Source organism: Pseudomonas alvandae (assembly GCF_019141525.1).
GTDB lineage: Bacteria > Pseudomonadota > Gammaproteobacteria > Pseudomonadales > Pseudomonadaceae > Aquipseudomonas > Aquipseudomonas alvandae.
Genome location: NZ_CP077080.1, coordinates 2,643,245 through 2,659,926 on the forward strand (window position 1 = coordinate 2,643,245; position 16,682 = coordinate 2,659,926).

The window sequence follows — 16,682 nt, forward strand, 5'->3', positions numbered from 1 at the left end:
GCGAGGGAGCTTGCTCCCGCTGGGTCGCGCAGCGGCCCCAAAAAAGCGGCCGCTACGCAGCCGAGCGGGAGCAAGCTCCCTCGCCACAGATGCGCTGGCCACACGCTATGCGACCCAGCCTTTGTGAATTTGACCAATAATGCTCCAAGACTTTTGTGCGGCGGACCGGCGTCACGGTTACGGTCAGCTGGCAGCATGCTGTGCATCGGAACCGGAGAACAAAAATGAAAATAATCATCGCCCCCGACTCGTTCAAGGACAGTCTCAGCGCCCAGGGCGTGGCGGACGCCATCGCGCAAGGGTTGGCCCAGGTCTGGCCGGATGCGCAGTTGATCAAGTGCCCAATGGCTGACGGCGGCGAGGGAACGGTGGAGGCGGTGCTTGCGGCCTGCAACGGCCAGTGGCGTGAAAACCGGGTCCGTGGCCCGCTGGGAGCCGCCGTCGAGGCCCGTTGGGGCTGGCTGCCGCAAAGCCGCACGGCAATCATCGAGATGGCTGAGGCCAGCGGCTTGCAATTGGTGCCACCGGGGCAGCGCGATGCTTGTTCCAGCAGCACCTTTGGCACCGGCGAACTGATCCGCGCCGCCCTGGATGAAGGCGCTAGCCGGGTCATTCTGGCAATAGGCGGCAGCGCCACCAACGACGGCGGCGCCGGGGCGATGCAGGCCTTGGGCGTGGCGTTGCTCGACGACCAGGGCCAGACGCTGCCGCCCGGCGGCCTGGCCCTCGGCAAACTGGCGCACATCGACCTGAGCCAATTGGACCCGCGTCTGGCCGGCGTGTGTTTCGAAATCGCCGCTGACGTCGACAACCCGCTCTGCGGCCCCCATGGCGCTTCAGCCGTGTTCGGCCCGCAGAAAGGCGCCTCCGGCGAACAGGTGCAGCAACTTGACCGGGCGCTGGCGCACTTCGCCGGACACTGTGCCCAGGTGCTTGACCGTGACGTTCGCGACGAACCCGGCAGCGGCGCCGCCGGCGGCCTGGGCTTTGCCGCCAAGGCTTTCCTCAAGGCGCAGTTTCGCACCGGTGTGGAAGTCGTCGCGCAATTGACCGGCCTGGCCGATGCCATCAGCGGTGCCGACCTGGTGATCACCGGCGAAGGCCGTTTCGACGCCCAGACGCTGCGCGGCAAGACCCCGTTTGGCGTGGCCCGCATCGCCCAGCGCCACGGCGTGCCGGTGCTGGTCGTCGCCGGCACGCTGGGGGAGGGCTACGAAGCGCTCTATGAGCACGGCATCGATGCCGCGTTTGCCCTGGCGAACGGGCCGATGACGCTGCAAGAGGCCTGCACCGATGCGCCGCGCCTGCTGGCCGAGCGGGCCCGGGACATCGCGCGGCTCTGGCGGGTGGCGGCCCGCTGAATTCGCCCGCGCGGTAGTCGCCAGGACGCATCAGGCATCGCAGATTGCCTTCGGACATTGACCCGCCCGCACTCCCTGCGTAGCCTTGCGCCTTCGAGGTTCTTCGGCATGTGCCGAAGCTAAGAAGGGAACGCGGTCCAAGCCGCGGCTGCCCCCGCAACTGTGAACGGTGCTGTTTCTGCAAGGCCACTGTGCATGCCCTGTTACAACGGGCGCACGGGAAGGCGCAGCAAATTGTCAGCCCAGGCTTTGGATAAAAGCCTGCCTGGCCCGCCGTCAGCCAGGAGACCTGCCTCGACAACAGATTCTCACTACAACCGGGCGGGGTGATCCGGTGGCGAAATCTTCCGCGCACGCCCGTGCCTGCGGTTGTCGTCCCGTTTGCCCGCCACCTTGCCAAAGGGCATCCGATGAAAACACTGGCCAAACTCCCCGTCACCATCGTCACCGGTTTCCTCGGCTCGGGTAAGACCACCTTGCTGCGGCACATGCTCGACAACGCCCAGGGCCGGCGCATCGCGGTCATCGTCAATGAATTCGGCGAACTGGGCATCGACGGCGAGATCCTCAAGCAGTGCTCCATCGGTTGCACCGAAGAAGAAGCCAACGGCCGCGTCTATGAACTGGCCAACGGCTGCCTGTGCTGCACGGTGCAGGAAGAGTTCTTCCCGGTGATGCGGGAATTGGTGGCCCGTCGCGGCGACCTCGACCATATTCTCATCGAAACCTCTGGCCTGGCCTTGCCCAAGCCGCTGGTCCAGGCCTTCCAATGGCCTGAAATCCGCAGCGCCTGCACCGTCGATGCGGTCATCACCGTGGTGGACAGCCCGGCCGTCGCCGCCGGCACCTTCGCCGCGTTCCCGGACAAGGTCGATGCCCAGCGCAAGCTGGACCCGAACCTGGACCATGAATCGCCGCTGCACGAGCTGTTCGCCGATCAACTGGCGAGCGCCGATCTGGTGATCCTCAACAAAGCCGACCTGATCAACCCCGAGGACCTGGCAAAAGTGCGCCTGGAAGTCGCCGAAGAACTGCCGCCAGCGGTCAAGGTCATCGAAGCCAGCAGCGGTCGCTTGCCGCTGGACGTGCTGATCGGCTTGGGCGCGGGCTCCGAAGAGCACATCGACAGCCGCCACAGCCATCACGACCACCACCATGACGGCGATGACGACGACCACGATCACGATGCCTTCGATTCGATTTCCATCGAGCTGCCCCAGGCTGACGAAAGCCTGCTGCTGGACGCGTTGACGCAACTGGTGGTCCAGCACGACGTGCTGCGGGTCAAGGGTTTCGCAGCCATCCCGAACAAGCCGATGCGCCTGCTGATCCAAGGCGTCGGCACGCGCTTCGACAAGCACTTCGACCGCCAGTGGGGCGCCGACGAAGCGCGGGTCACGCGGCTGGTATTGATCGGCCAGGACCTGGACGCCGGGCTGCTCGAAGCGCAGTTGCGCGCCGCCCTCAGCGCCTGAGCCATGCACCTGCTCAGGACCCAGCCCGGCGGTTTCGTGTCGGATGACAACATCGCCGACCTCGGGCAAACCCCTGCCGAGCTGGTGATCCTGTGCAGCGGCGATTCCAGCCTGGCACTGCTGGCCGAAGCGGCGCGGCAGTTGCCGGACGACTACCCGCAGTTCCGCCTCGCCAACCCGATGCAGGTGCAGAACCATGCGTCAGTGGATCTGTATTTCGAAGACGTGCTGCAACACGCCAAGGTCATCTTGCTGTCGCTGCACGGCGGCATCGGCTATTGGCGCTACGGCATCGAGCGGCTGATGGAACTGGCCGGACGCGGTGTGCAATTGATCCTGGTGCCGGGGGACGACCGCCCGGACCCGGAGCTCAGCGACTTGAGCAACGTGCCTGTCGAAGATCGCGACCGGCTCTGGCAGTTTCTCCGCCAGGGCGGATTGGAAAACGCCCTGAACCTGTTTCGGCACCTCGGCAGCCAATGGTTTGGCCGCAATTATTCGTGGGGCGAGCCCCAGCCCCTGGCGCGGACGGCGATCTATCATCCGGAAAAAAACAACGCGACCCTGAACGACTGGCAAGCTGACTGGCAGGCCGGCGAACCGGTGGCGGCGCTGTTGTTTTATCGCTCGCACCTGCAAGCCGCGAACACCGCGTTCATTGATGTGTTCTGCCAGCGCCTGCAAGCGGCGGGGCTCAATCCTTTGCCGATCGCGGTGGCGAGCCTCAAGGAACCCGCCTGTCTGGCCCAGGTGGAAGACTGGCTGGACGAGGCAGCGGCGGGGGTGATCCTCAACACCACCGGCTTCGCGCAATCCAGTCCGGAAGCACCGCACCTGCGGCCGTTTCGTCGCGATATCCCGGTGATCCAGGCGATCTGCGCCCAGGACAACGAACCCGGCTGGCGCGCCAGCGAACAAGGCCTGGGCCCGCGGGACCTGGCGATGCACATCGCCTTGCCGGAACTGGACGGACGCATCATCAGCCGGCCCATCAGCTTCAAGGACCTGGCCTGGCGCAGCGAGCGCAGCCAAAGCGACGTGGTGTGCTACCGGGCGGTGCCCGAGCGCATGGATTTTGTCGCCGGACTGGCCCGGCGCTGGACCACCTTGGCGCGCCTGCCCAACAGCGAAAAACGGGTGGCGCTGATCCTCGCCAACTACCCGACCCGGGACGGGCGCATCGGCAACGGCGTCGGCCTGGACACGCCGGCGGCGGCGCTGAATATCCTGCGGGCGATGCAGGCCGAAGGGTATCCACTGCCCGCCGCGTTGCCGGCCAACGGCACCGCGTTGATCCAGCAGTTGCTCGGCGGCGTCACTAACGACCTGGACAGCCTCGACCTGCGGCCCTGCCATCAAAGCCTGGCCCTGGACGCGTACCAGGCCATGTTCGACGCGCTGCCCGAGGCCAATCGCCACGCGGTGCTGGCGCGTTGGGGCGCGCCCGAGCAGGACCCGATGTTCCGCGACGGCCGCCTGATGGTCGCCGGCTTGCGCCTGGGCCTGACGTTCGTTGGCATCCAGCCGGCGCGGGGTTACCAGGTCGATCCGAGCGCGGTGTACCACGACCCGGACCTGGTGCCGCCCCATGGCTACCTGGCGTTCTATTTCTGGTTGCGCCACGCCTACGGCACCCACGCCGTGATCCACGTCGGCAAGCACGGCAACCTCGAATGGCTGCCGGGCAAAGGCGTCGGGCTTTCGGAGAGCTGTTGGCCGGACGTGCTGCTGGGACCGCTGCCGAACATCTATCCATTCATCGTCAACGACCCGGGCGAGGGCGCCCAGGCCAAGCGCCGCACCCAGGCGGTGATCATCGACCACCTGATGCCACCGCTGACCCGCGCTGAAACCTACGGGCCGCTGCGTAACCTGGAGTTGCTCGCCGACGAATACTACGAGGCGCAGCTGCTCGATCCGCGCCGCGCCAGGGAGCTGCAACGGGACATCCTCGCCCTGGTGCGCGAGACCCACATCGACCGCGAGTTGCAACTTGACGCCGCCCTCGACAGCGACGCCGACGCGGCGATCTGGCTGCCGCGCCTGGACACCTACCTGTGCGACTTGAAGGAATCGCAGATCCGCGACGGCTTGCACATCTTTGGCGAGTCGCCCGGCGGACGGCTGCGCATCGACACCTTGCTGGCGTTGTTGCGCATTCCCCGTGGCGACGGCAAGGGCGCCCAGTCGAGCCTGCTTCGCGCGCTGGCGAAGGCGTTCGGGCTGGGTTTCGATCCGCTCGATTGTGCCTTGGCCGAACCTTGGACCGGCGAGCGTCCCGAGGCTTTGCGCGACATCAGCGACGAGCCTTGGCGCACCGTCGGCGATAGCCGCGAGCGCCTGGAATTGTTCGCCGGACGGTTGATCGCACAAGCCTTGGACGGCGAGATCGGGCAGCTCGACGCGCCGGGTTGGGAGACGGTGCACGGCATCATCGACCACCTGCGCGCCGTCGTCGCGCCGCGCCTGGACGCCTGTGGCCCGGCGGAAATGCGCGGCTTGCTCGATGCCCTGGGCGGGCGTTTCGTACCGGCCGGCCCCAGTGGCGCGCCGAGTCGCGGACGCCTGGATGTGCTGCCTACCGGGCGCAACTTCTTCTCCGTCGATGTGCGCAACCTGCCCACCACCACGGCGTGGCGCATCGGTTTCCAATCGGCGAACCTGATTCTCGAGCGGCACCTGCAAGACCACGGCGATCACCTGCGCCAGCTCGGCTTGTCCGTGTGGGGCACCGCCACCATGCGCACCGGTGGCGACGACATTGCCCAGGCGATGGCGCTGATGGGCGTGCGTCCGGTGTGGGCCACGGGCAGCCAGCGTGTCGATGATTTTGAAATCCTGCCGCTGAGCCTGCTGGACCGGCCTCGGGTCGATGTGACGCTGCGGGTCTCCGGTTTTTTCCGGGACGCCTTTGCCAACCTGATCCGCTTATTCGATGCGGCGGTGCAGGCCGTCGCGGCCCTGGATGAACCCGACGACATGAACCCGCTGGCGGCCAAGGTCCGCGCCGAGCGCGAAGCCTTGTTGGAATCGGGCTTGGCCCTGGAAGATGCGGCGCGCCAGGCCGGATGGCGGATCTTCGGCGCCAAGCCCGGTGCCTATGGCGCGGGTGTGCAGGGGGCAATCGACGGTCGGCTCTGGCAGAGCCGTGAAGACCTCGCTGAGGTTTACCTCAATTGGGGCGGCTACGCCTATGGCGCGGGCGACGAGGGCACCGCGGCGAGGGCGCAATTCTCCCGGCGCCTGAGCCAAGTGCAAGCGGTGCTGCAGAACCAGGACAACCGTGAGCACGACCTGCTTGATTCCAACGATTATTACCAGTTCCAGGGTGGCATGCTCGCTGCCGTGGAAACCCTCAGTGGCCAAGCCGCCGCCAGTTACCACGGCGATCACAGCCAGCCGGACCTGCCGAAGATCCGCACGCTGAAGGAAGAACTCAACCGAGTGATTCGTTCCCGCGCGGCCAATCCGAAGTGGATCGACGGGGTCAAGCGCCACGGCTACAAAGGCGCATTCGAACTGGCGGCGACGGTGGACAATCTGTTCGCCTTCGACGCCACCACCCAGTTGATTGACGACCACCAGTACGCCTTGCTGGCCGATACCTATCTCCTCGATCCGCATACCCGGGATTTCGTCCGCCAGCACAACCCCGACGCGCTGCGGGACATGACCGAGCGAATGCTCGAAGCGCAGCAGCGCGGGATGTGGCAGGAACCGGGGGATTATCGCGAGGCGCTGGGAAACCTGCTGCTGGACATTGAAGAAGATGGCTGACTTTAGCCAAGACAGATATCTATGGTGATGGGATATATCCGTGGCGAGGGGATTTATCCCCGCTGGGTTGCGAAGCGACCCTCTAGCCAGTTATTGGGGCTGCTTCGCAGCCCAGCGGGGATAAATCCCCTCGCCACGGAATATTGTGTTGCCTGAACCTCACCGGACAGCTTGAGAGAACAACATGACCGACACCCCACATTTCCCCCTCGCCGCCGTGGTCGGCGCCGATGCGCTGAAATTGGCCCTGTGCCTGGCGGCGATCGATCCGAAGATCGGCGGCGTGCTGATCGAAGGCCCGCGCGGGATGGCCAAGTCCACCCTGGCCCGGGGCCTGGCGGATTTGTTGGCCAGCGGCCAATTCGTGACCTTGCCCCTGGGCGCCACCGAAGAACGGCTGGTCGGCACCCTCGACCTGGGCGCGGCGTTGGGGGAAGGGCGCGCGCAGTTTTCCCCCGGTGTGCTAGCCAAGGCCGACGGCGGCGTGTTGTATGTCGATGAAGTGAACCTGCTGCCGGATCATCTGGTGGACCTGCTGCTCGATGTCGCCGCCAGCGGCACCAACCTGATCGAGCGCGATGGCATCTCCCATCGGCATCCGGCGCGTTTCGTGTTGATCGGCACGATGAACCCGGAAGAAGGCGAGCTGCGTCCGCAACTGCTCGACCGCTTCGGTCTCAACGTGGCCCTGGACGGCCATACCGCCCCGGCCGAGCGCGGGCAGATCATCCGTCGGCGGCTGGATTTCGACAGCGATCCGGCGGCATTTTGCGCCGAGTGGGAGCCTGCCCAGCAACGGTTGCGTGAGCGCTGCGAACAGGCCCGCGCAGGCTTGGCCCAGATCCCCTTGGATGACACGGCGCTGGGGCAGATCACCGAGCGTTGTTTTGCCGCCGGGGTCGATGGGTTGCGCGCCGACCTGGTCTGGCTGCGGGCTGCCCGTGCCCATGCCGCGTGGCGTGGCGCGCAAGCCATCGCTGCTGAAGACATCGACGCGGTTGCCGAGTTTGCCCTGCGTCATCGCCGCCGCGATCACACCGCACCGGCTCCGGCGCCAACCCAGGCACCATCGTCGACCCCGAATGAAACCAGCCAGCCCAGCGAAGGCCAGGGCCAATGGGGCGACCTGCCGCCTCGGGCATTGCCGACCGGCGCCCGGCGTGATGTGCCGAGCTGGCCAAAAAAGCCCTAGGCATTCGTCCCCGTTCGCCGGCGGGGGCGAATGCCAGACCCCGCGCCGGGCGACTCGACCAGGGCCGCCAGGGACGGAGCAAAGCGGCGACCGCTGGCCTGGTGGACTGGCCGGGTTCCTTGCTCAATGGACGTCCGCGCATGCTGGCCGACTTGCGTTTCAAATGGCGGCAGCGTTCGGCCCATGAGCTGTGGCTGGTGATCGTCGATGCGTCGGCCTCGACCCGTCGCCATCGGGCCTTGAGTGACGGCAAGGGCCTGCTCGCGCAACTGTTCGACGACGCCTACCGGCAACGCGCGCGGCTAGCGTTGTTGACCGCCAGCGGCGCCGCACCGACCTGGCAAGTGCAGGGGCTCAAGGCCTCCACCGGCCTGGGGCACTGGCTCGACGCGCTGGGCGCCGGCGGCGGCACGCCGTTGCTGGCGGCGATCGGCGAGGCGCAGCGCTGGCTGGCCGCCCGGCGCAAGCGCTTCCCGGCGGAGCGACAGCGAGTGCTGTTGATGACCGATGGCCGAGTGAAGGAAGGGCACTCCCTGCCGCCCCTCGATTGCCCCAGCCTGCTGATCGACATCGAGCGCGGCCCGATTCGCCTGGGCCGGGCGCGGCAATTGGCGGGGCAGTTGGGGGCTGAGTATCGGCATATCGATGAAGGCACTTGAAATGTGCTGTGGCTGTCTGGGCCCTATCGCGAGCAAGCTCGCTCCCACATGGGTTTCGCTGTGAGCACATAACTGCTGAACACCCCAGCTCCCTGTGGGAGCGAGCTTTCTCGCGATGGCATCACCGCGGTTTCAATGCTCTGCCCACCCAACCCGCATCACTGCTCTATGCTCAAGCAACCCTCAAAGGAATGAACCCATGCGCGTACTCGTCACCAATCCCCAGGACGATTTCCGGGTCAAGGCCTACGCCGGCACCAACGGGGTGCTGCTCGCCATGGACCTCGCCGAACCCCGGCGCAAGGGGCTGTTGGGCTTTGCCATCGAGAAGCAGGCGGGCGACAAGCCCTGGCTGTTCCTGTTCAACAGCCTGACCTTTCCCGACAAGGCCCACACCTTTCCCCAATTCCACGCCACGCCCAGCGACAAGGCACCGTTGCAGAAATTTCGCTGGGCCGATTACGCCGTCAATCCCGGCGTGACGATCCATTACCGCGTGCACCTGGCCTACGGCAGCCCCGATGCGCCGCAACTGGGCGAAGCCCTGGAAGTGAGCGTCACCAGCGACGACGGTCAACCGGCCAGCCAGCGGGTCATGTTCAATCGCGCGGTGGCGGCCAGCCAGGCGTTCCAGCGCAAGTTTCCGGAAGTGGATGCGCTGATCAGCGCCAATAAAAAGTTGTCCATCGAGGAATGGCCCGACGCGCCACGTCGCTGGCTGGAAAACGGCTTGCTGGGGCGCTTGATCGGCTTCATCGACCGGGCCCTGGATGCCAACTGGGCGCTGGACGTGGCCATCTATGAATACGAACTGCCGGTGATCGTCGCTGCGGTGAGCGCCGCCCATGCACGCGGCGCGCAGGTCAGGGTGCTGTACCACTCCGAGCCGGATGACGACACGACACTGCGCAACGAAGCCAGCCTGGAAAACCTTCCGGCCGCCAACAAACGTGGGCGGGTCACACACAATATCTTTCACGACAAGTTCATCGTCCTGAGCCGGGTCGAAGCAAACGGCACGTTGACGCCCGAGGCGGTGCTGTGCGGCAGCACCAATTTCACCGCCAATGGTGTTTATCGCCAGGCCAACGTCATCCATGTGCTGGATGATTCGCGGATCAGCGACAGCTACCGCCAGGTGTTCGAGCAGATCTGGCACGCGCCCGCAGATGTCGACGCCACCCGCGATTGGTTGACCCAATACAATCCCATGAGCGCCGATGACAAACTGTTCGCCGGATTTTCGCCCCGCAACGGGCGAGGTGATCTCGATCGCTTCGTCGACATCATCAGGTCCGCGCGCAAGGACCTGCTGTTCGTCACGGCATTTGCCTTGCCGGACACGATTCTCGATGCCTTGCTCGGCCAGCCGAATGACGATGTGCTGCGCTACGGCCTGCAGAACTCTGCCAGCCGCATCACCGGTTTCCATGCCGATCGCACCGCGGAGTTCGCCGCCACCGCGTTACTCAATACCGGCCTGGAAGGTTGGCTCCGGGAAAACATGAAGGGCCAGAAGGGCAACCTGCTGGTGCACACCAAGGCGGTGGTCACCGACTTCACCAGCGATGCCCCGACCATCATCAGTGGCAGCCATAACCTGAGCGCTGCGGCCAGCAGCGGCAACGACGAAAACTACCTGATCATCCAGGGCGACACCGACCTGGCCGACCGCTACGGGCTGGAACTGCTGCGCTTCTACGAGCACTATCGGTTCCGCTACTTTGCGAAAAAACTCGCCCTCAAGCAGGTCAAGCCCTTGGCGCCGAACGACAGCTGGACCGACGACTACTACCGCGACGGCGATCTGCGGATGTTGTCCCGGCTGAGGTTCAGCGCCCGTTAAGGGATTCAAGGCGCGACGTGGTAGGGATTGCGCGGATCGTGGTTCCAATCCAGGAACGGCTTGCCGGTGTCCACTGTCACCATCTCGATGCAATCCTGCACCGGACAGGTGATCTGGCAGAGGTTGCAGCCCACGCATTCCTCTTCGATCACCTCGTAGGCATGGGTGCCGTCCGCCAGCTTGAGGCTGGCGATGGCCTGGTGCGAGGTGTCTTCACAGGCGATGTGACAGCGCCCGCAACCAATGCAGGCTTGCGGGTCGATTTTCGCGATGACCTGGTAGTTGATGTCCAGATACTTCCAATCGGTGGTGTTGCCCACCGCGCGGCCGGAGAAGGCTTGCAGGTTGGCGTGACCGTGCTCGTCCATCCAGCGCGACAGGCCGTCCTTCATCTCCTCGACGATGCGAAAGCCGTGCAGCATCGCCGCCGTGCAGACCTGCACCGCGCCGCTGCCCAAGGCGATGAACTCCGCCGCGTCGCGCCAACTGCCGATGCCACCGATGCCGCAGATCGGCAGGCCCTGGGTCTGCGGGTCACGGGCGATTTCCGCGACCATGTTCAGCGCAATCGGCTTGACCGCCGAGCCGCAGTAACCGCCGTGGGTGCTCTGGCTGCCAACGATGGGCAGGGCGACCATGCGGTCCAGGTCGACGCTGGTGATGGAGTTGATGGTGTTGATCAGCGACACCGCGTCGGCCCCGCCGCGATGGGCGGCCCGGGCGGCGACGCGGATATCGGTGATGTTCGGCGTGAGCTTGACGATCACCGGCAGCGAGCAATAGGTCTTGCACCAGCGCGTCACCTGCTCGACGTACTCTGGCACTTGGCCCACCGCCGCACCCATGCCCCGTTCCGGCATGCCGTGGGGGCAACCGAAGTTCAGCTCGATGCCATCGGCGCCTGTGGCTTCCACCAGGGGCAGGATGTTCTTCCAGGACTCCTCGACGCACGGCACCATCAGCGACACGATCAGCGCCCGATCAGGCCAGTCCTTCTTTACCTGGGTGATTTCCCGCAGGTTGATCTCCAGCGAACGGTCGGTGATCAGCTCGATGTTATTGATGCCCAGCACCTCGCGATTGGCACCGTAGTGAGCCGAGTAGCGCGAGGACACGTTCACCGCCGCCGGATCCTCCCCCAGGGTTTTCCAGACCACGCCACCCCAGCCCGCCTCGAAGGCACGCACGACGTTGTACGCCTTGTCGGTGGGCGGCGCGGAGGCCAGCCAGAACGGATTGGGCGCTTTGATGCCGGCGAAGACAATCGACAGATCGGCCATTACGCAGCCTCCACATTGAGCATGAGATGAGCATTGATTGCCTCGGCGGCGAGCTTGCCGTGCTGCACGGCCTGCACGGTGAGGTCCTGGTCGAGGCTGGTGCAATCACCGCCGGCATAGACACCGGGGATGCTGGTGCGCAGGTGTTCGTCCACCAGGATGCGTCCGTCCTGGCGCTTGAGCTCCCGAGCCAGCGGGTCCACCAGCGCGTCGTCGTCGAAGGCTTGGCCGATGGCTTTGAAGATGGCATCGGCGGGCAGGTCGAAGGTCTCGCTGCCGATCACCAGCCGACCGCTCTCCAGATGAGTCCGGGAGAAACGCATGCCGCGCACCACGCCGCTGTCGTCCAGCAGTACTTGCTGCGGCTGGGCCCAGGTCAGCAGGCGGACCTGATTGGCCTTGGCGATGTCCTGTTCGTGCCCGGTGGCGCCCATGTCCTCCAGGCCGCGTCGGTACACCAGGCTGACGTCGCGGGCACCGAGGCGGGCCATTTGCACGGCCATGTCGATGGCGGTGTTGCCAGCACCGAGCACGATGCAACGGTCGGCCAGCGGCAACTGGCTGAGGTCGTCAGCCTGGCGCAACTCGCGAATGTACTCGGTGGCGGCCAGCATCCCTGACGCTTGTTCGTCGCTCAGGCCCAGCTGTTTGCTGGCAGCCAGGCCGAGGCCGAGGAACACCGCGTCGAATTGCTGGTGCAGGTCGCTCAGGCTGAGGTTGTCGCCGAGCTTCTGGCCGTGACGGATCTCGATGCCGCCGATTTCCAGCAAGAAGTCCAATTCACGTTGCGCGTAGTCGTCCACCAGTTTGTACTTGGCGATGCCGTATTCGTTGAGGCCGCCGGCCTTGTCCCGGGCTTCGAAAATCACCACGTCATGGCCGTGCATCGCGCTGCGGTGCGCGCAGGACAGCCCGGCGGGACCTGCCCCGACCACCGCGATGCGTTTGCCGCTGGCGGCGGCGCGTTTGAACGGGTGTTCGCTGAAGTGGGCATTGTCGACGGCGTAGCGTTGCAACAGGCCGATCAGCACGGGCGCGCATTCCTGGGCGTTGTTGCGCACGCAGGCTTGCTGGCACAGCACCTCGGTGGGGCAGACCCGGGCGCAACTGCCGCCGAGGATGTTCGCCGAGAGAATCCGCTGGGCCGCACCCTGGACGTTGTCCTGGTGAATGTTGCGAATGAACGATGGAATATCGATCTCGCTAGGGCAAGCGTTCACGCAAGGCGCGTCGTAGCAGTACAGGCAGCGGGACGCCTCCAGGTGGGCCTGGCGCGCATTGAGGGGCGGCGCCAGGTCACTGAAGCGGGCGGCGAGGGTGGTCGGGTCTTCCTGGGAATGGGGGAGATGGCTCAAGGGCTGGATCATGGAATCGGGCCTCACGGTGTTTGAGGTGCTGCCTCTGGTGGGCAGTGGTTTTTTCGTTGCCTGGGCTGACGCTTTCGCGAGCAAGCTCGCTCCCACACTGGATCTGTTGTGTAGACATATTTTGTGTTTGCCCCAGATTCAGTGTGGGAGCGGGCTTGCTCGCGAAGGCCGAAGGCCTCGATTTCAGCGTTTAACCGCAGTCGGCTTATTCAACTCAGCCCGCTTGCTCAGCAAATCGAACACCGCCGGATACGCCGGTCGTTCGATATAGCGCCCGTCCCCGCGTTCGGCCCGCAGGTCGCCGTCGGCCCAGACCAGCCGACCCTGGCTGATGGTGTGGCTGGGTACGCCGCGCACGGTCTTGCCTTCGAAGATGTTGAAGTCCACTTGCTGGTGGTGGGTCTTGGCGGAAATCGTCCGGCTGCCCTGGGGATCCCAGAGCACCAGGTCAGCGTCGGCACCGACGCGGATCGCGCCTTTGCGTGGGTAGAGGTTGAAGATCTTCGCGGTGTTGGTGGAGGTCAGGGCAACGAAGTCGTGCATCGACAATTTGCCGCTGTTGACCCCTTCGTCCCAGAGCACGGCCATGCGGTCTTCGATACCAGCGGTGCCGTTGGGGATCTTGCTGAAGTCATCGCGGCCGGCGGCTTTCTGTTCCGCGCAGAAACAGCAGTGGTCGGTGGCGGTCGTGTGCAGGTTGCCGGATTGCAGGCCATGCCAGAGCGCTTCCTGGTGCCCGCGCGGACGGAAAGGCGGGCTCATCACATAACCGGCGGCGGTCTGCCAGTCGGGATCGCGATAGACACTGTCGTCCAGCAGCAGATGCCCTGCCAATACTTCACCGTAGACCGGCTGCCCCTTGCCGCGGGCGTAAGTGATTTCGTCCAGCGCTTCTTTCGTCGAGACGTGTACCAGGTACAGCGGCGTGCCGAGGGTCTCGGCGATACGGATGGCCCGGCTGGCGGCTTCGCCTTCCACCTGGGAAGGGCGCGACAGCGGGTGGGCTTCCGGCCCGGTAATGCCTTGGGCCAGCAGCTTGCGTTGCAGGTGATAGACCAGCTCGCCGTTCTCTGCATGCACGGTGGGCACCGCGCCCAGTTCCAGGCAGCGTTCGAAGCTCGCCACCAAGGTGTCGTCGGCGGCCATGATCGCGTTCTTGTAGGCCATGAAATGCTTGAAGCTGTTGACGCCGTGATGGCTGACCAGCTCGCCCATTTCCTCGCGAACCTGTTCGCTCCACCAGGTGATCGCTACATGGAAGCCGTAGTCGCTGGCGCTTTTTTCGGCCCAGCCCCGCCATTGATGAAAGGCTTCCATCAGCGATTGCTGGGGGTTGGGAATCACGAAGTCGATGATCGAAGTGGTGCCTCCGGCAAGCCCCGCCGCCGTGCCGCTGAAGAAGTCCTCGCTGGCGACCGTGCCCATGAAGGGCAGTTGCATATGGGTGTGGGGATCGATGCCGCCTGGCATCAGGTATTGACCGCTGCCGTCGAGCACTTCGGTCGCGGCCGGAACATCGAGGTTTTCACCAATGGCCTTGATCACGCCGTCGGCGCAGAACACATCGGCGCGATAACTTTCATCATGGGTAATAACGGTGGCGCCACGGATCAACAGAGACATTCCGAGTTCCTCGCAGGGCATGACCGACTGTTGCCGGCTCTTTATGTTTTATCCATCACGGTAGGTTAGTCGCGCAGTGTTTTAATCTTGTCACGACTGTCAGGATTAGACGCTAGCTTGAGTTATTGAAATGAGCAAGATTATTTTTTATAAGCTTATTCGTTTTATAACCTATTGAATTTAAAGTATTAAATATTCAATTCACCAAATTGGTAGCATGCTCACCAATTTGACGCACTTGACAGGATCGCTATTTGAGCGAGATTTATCATGGTAAATCAGCCGCTTGAAAGCGCTTGTAGTGCGGTCTAGACACTTCGCGTGGATCAACGGCGCACCACTTTGAATCTCCCACTCGACAGGACGCGGAGGTCATCTAGCCTGAACATCGATGATCAGAGAGTGGAGCAGGACGACAAGTTGACCTTAAAGCGTTGAAGATCAAATGGTTGAAAGGGATATATCGATCACCCCGTCAGTTATTCAGGTCATCCGGCACGGTTATTGAGTGTCTTCGTGGTCTGGCGAGGTGATTGGCAGTACGTGTGCAAGTACTCCAGCCATCGCCCGTCGATGAGCAAAAAATAATGAAAACAGTGGAGCGGACATGACCAGATCAACAGTGACCGAGCGCGACGGATTATTCGAACTCGAAGCCGGCAGCGACGTCCTCGACAGCCCCCGTTACAACCACGACATCGCACCCACCAAGGTGCACGAGCGCACCTGGAACAAATGGCACATCACCGCACTGTGGGTCGGCATGGCGATTTGCGTGCCGACCTATACCTTGGGCGGCGTGCTCACGGCCTATTTCGGCTTGACGGTGGGCGAGGCGTTGCTGGCGATCCTGTTCGCCAACATCATCGTGTTGATCCCGCTGACCTTGAATGCCTTTGCCGGGACCAAGTACGGCATCCCGTTCCCGGTGCTGCTGCGCTCGTCCTTCGGCGTCATCGGTTCCAACGTGCCGTGCCTGATCCGCGCCCTGGTCGCCTGTGGCTGGTTTGGTATCCAGACGATGTTCGGCGGGCTGGCGATCCACCTGTTTCTCGGTTCGGTGTTCGAGGGCTGGAAGAGCCTCGGCGGTACCGGCGAAGTGATCGGCTTCATGGTGTTCTGGGTCATCAACCTGTGGGTGGTGTTGCGTGGCGCCGAGTCGATCAAGTGGCTGGAAACCTTGTCTGCGCCGCTGCTGGTTCTGGTGGGGGCCGGGCTCCTGGTCTGGGCGTTGCCCAATGTGTCGCTGACCGAGCTGATGGCGGTCCCGGCCAAGCGACCCGAAGGCGCTGGCGTGACTGGCTATTTTCTCGCCGGGTTGACGGCGATGGTCGGTTTCTGGGCCACCTTGTCCTTGAACATCCCGGACTTCAGCCGTTATGCCAAGAGCCAGAAGGACCAGATCGTCGGGCAGATCATCGGCCTGCCGTTGACCATGTTCCTGTTCGCCTCCCTCGGCGTGGTCATGACCGCCGCCTCGGAAAAACTGGTGGGCGTGACCGTCTCCGACCCGGTGTCTTTGATCGGGCACATCCAGAGCCCGATGTGGGTGGCGTTGGCCATGGTGCTGATCATTGTCGCCACGCTCTCGACCAACACCGCGGCCAACATCGTCTCGCCGACCAATGACTTCCAGAACCTGGCGCCGAAACTGATCGGCCGTACGAAGGCCGTGCTGCTCACCGGCCTGGTGGGGCTGGCGCTGATGGGTCACGAATTGCTGAAAAAACTCGGCTGGATCGTTTCCGACGTCAGCCTGGAGTCGGTTTATTCGAATTGGCTGCTGGGCTATTCGAGCCTGCTGGGGCCGATCGCCGGGATCATGGTGGTGGATTATTTCCTGATCAAGCGACAGCAGTTGGACCTGGCCGGCTTGTACCGCGACGACATCTACCCGGCATGGAACTGGAGCGGTTTCATCGCCTTTGGCGTACCGGTGGCGCTGACGCTGCTGTCCTTGGGCAGCGATGCGTTCAGTTGGTTCTACAGCTACGGCTGGTTCACCGGCTCGGCGCTGGGCGGAGTGATTTATTACGGGTTGTGCAGTATGCGAGCGAGCCCGTCCGTTGCTAAGACCGCGGTGTGAAAGAGGGCCTCATCGC

At 64.1% G+C, this 16,682-nt stretch carries 10 protein-coding genes and 1 riboswitch; of the genes, 7 read left to right on the forward strand and 3 right to left on the reverse strand.

Annotated features, from left to right (window positions below):
- Positions 1 to 224 precede the first annotated feature (224 nt).
- From KSS97_RS11875 to KSS97_RS11900, 6 genes are all read left to right on the forward strand, one after another.
- On the forward strand, positions 225 to 1,361 hold the full coding sequence (locus tag KSS97_RS11875) for a glycerate kinase (RefSeq protein ID WP_030141252.1): 1,137 nt from the start codon (positions 225 to 227) through the stop codon (positions 1,359 to 1,361).
- 79 nt (positions 1,362 to 1,440) lie between these two features.
- Positions 1,441 to 1,672: riboswitch (cobalamin riboswitch) on the forward strand.
- A gap of 99 nt (positions 1,673 to 1,771) precedes the next feature.
- Positions 1,772 to 2,836, forward strand: a complete 1,065-nt coding sequence (gene cobW / locus KSS97_RS11880) for a cobalamin biosynthesis protein CobW (RefSeq protein ID WP_198797432.1) — start codon at positions 1,772 to 1,774, stop codon at positions 2,834 to 2,836.
- Between the two features lie 3 nt (positions 2,837 to 2,839).
- On the forward strand, positions 2,840 to 6,613 hold the full coding sequence (cobN, locus tag KSS97_RS11885) for a cobaltochelatase subunit CobN (protein ID WP_217861712.1): 3,774 nt from the start codon (positions 2,840 to 2,842) through the stop codon (positions 6,611 to 6,613).
- A 184-nt stretch (positions 6,614 to 6,797) separates the two neighbouring features.
- Complete coding sequence (locus tag KSS97_RS11890; protein WP_217861713.1) at positions 6,798 to 7,805, forward strand: magnesium chelatase ATPase subunit I; 1,008 nt, start codon at positions 6,798 to 6,800, stop codon at positions 7,803 to 7,805.
- 101 nt (positions 7,806 to 7,906) lie between these two features.
- On the forward strand, positions 7,907 to 8,464 hold the full coding sequence (locus KSS97_RS11895) for a vWA domain-containing protein (protein ID WP_033864565.1): 558 nt from the start codon (positions 7,907 to 7,909) through the stop codon (positions 8,462 to 8,464).
- Between the two features lie 199 nt (positions 8,465 to 8,663).
- Positions 8,664 to 10,310, forward strand: coding sequence for a phospholipase D-like domain-containing protein (locus KSS97_RS11900; RefSeq protein WP_217861714.1), 1,647 nt, complete (start codon positions 8,664 to 8,666; stop codon positions 10,308 to 10,310).
- Positions 10,311 to 10,315: 5 nt separating this feature from the next.
- On the opposite strand, the gene preA is transcribed toward KSS97_RS11900, so the two are convergent.
- The 3 genes from preA to hydA all read right to left on the reverse strand — a co-directional run bounded on the left by preA (position 10,316) and on the right by hydA (position 14,580).
- A complete protein-coding gene (gene preA, locus KSS97_RS11905) occupies positions 10,316 to 11,590 on the reverse strand; it encodes an NAD-dependent dihydropyrimidine dehydrogenase subunit PreA (RefSeq protein ID WP_217861715.1) in 1,275 nt (424 codons plus the stop codon).
- On the reverse strand, positions 11,590 to 12,957 hold the full coding sequence (locus KSS97_RS11910; RefSeq protein WP_030141260.1) for an NAD(P)-dependent oxidoreductase: 1,368 nt from the start codon (positions 12,955 to 12,957) through the stop codon (positions 11,590 to 11,592). The genes preA and KSS97_RS11910 overlap by 1 nt, the downstream gene beginning before the upstream one ends.
- A 183-nt stretch (positions 12,958 to 13,140) precedes the next feature.
- A complete protein-coding gene (hydA, locus tag KSS97_RS11915; RefSeq protein ID WP_217861716.1) occupies positions 13,141 to 14,580 on the reverse strand; it encodes a dihydropyrimidinase in 1,440 nt (479 codons plus the stop codon).
- Positions 14,581 to 15,187: 607 nt separating this feature from the next.
- On the opposite strand from hydA, the gene KSS97_RS11920 reads away from it, so the two are divergent.
- Positions 15,188 to 16,666, forward strand: a complete 1,479-nt coding sequence (locus KSS97_RS11920; protein WP_217861717.1) for an NCS1 family nucleobase:cation symporter-1 — start codon at positions 15,188 to 15,190, stop codon at positions 16,664 to 16,666.
- The last annotated feature ends 16 nt before the right edge of the window (positions 16,667 to 16,682 follow it).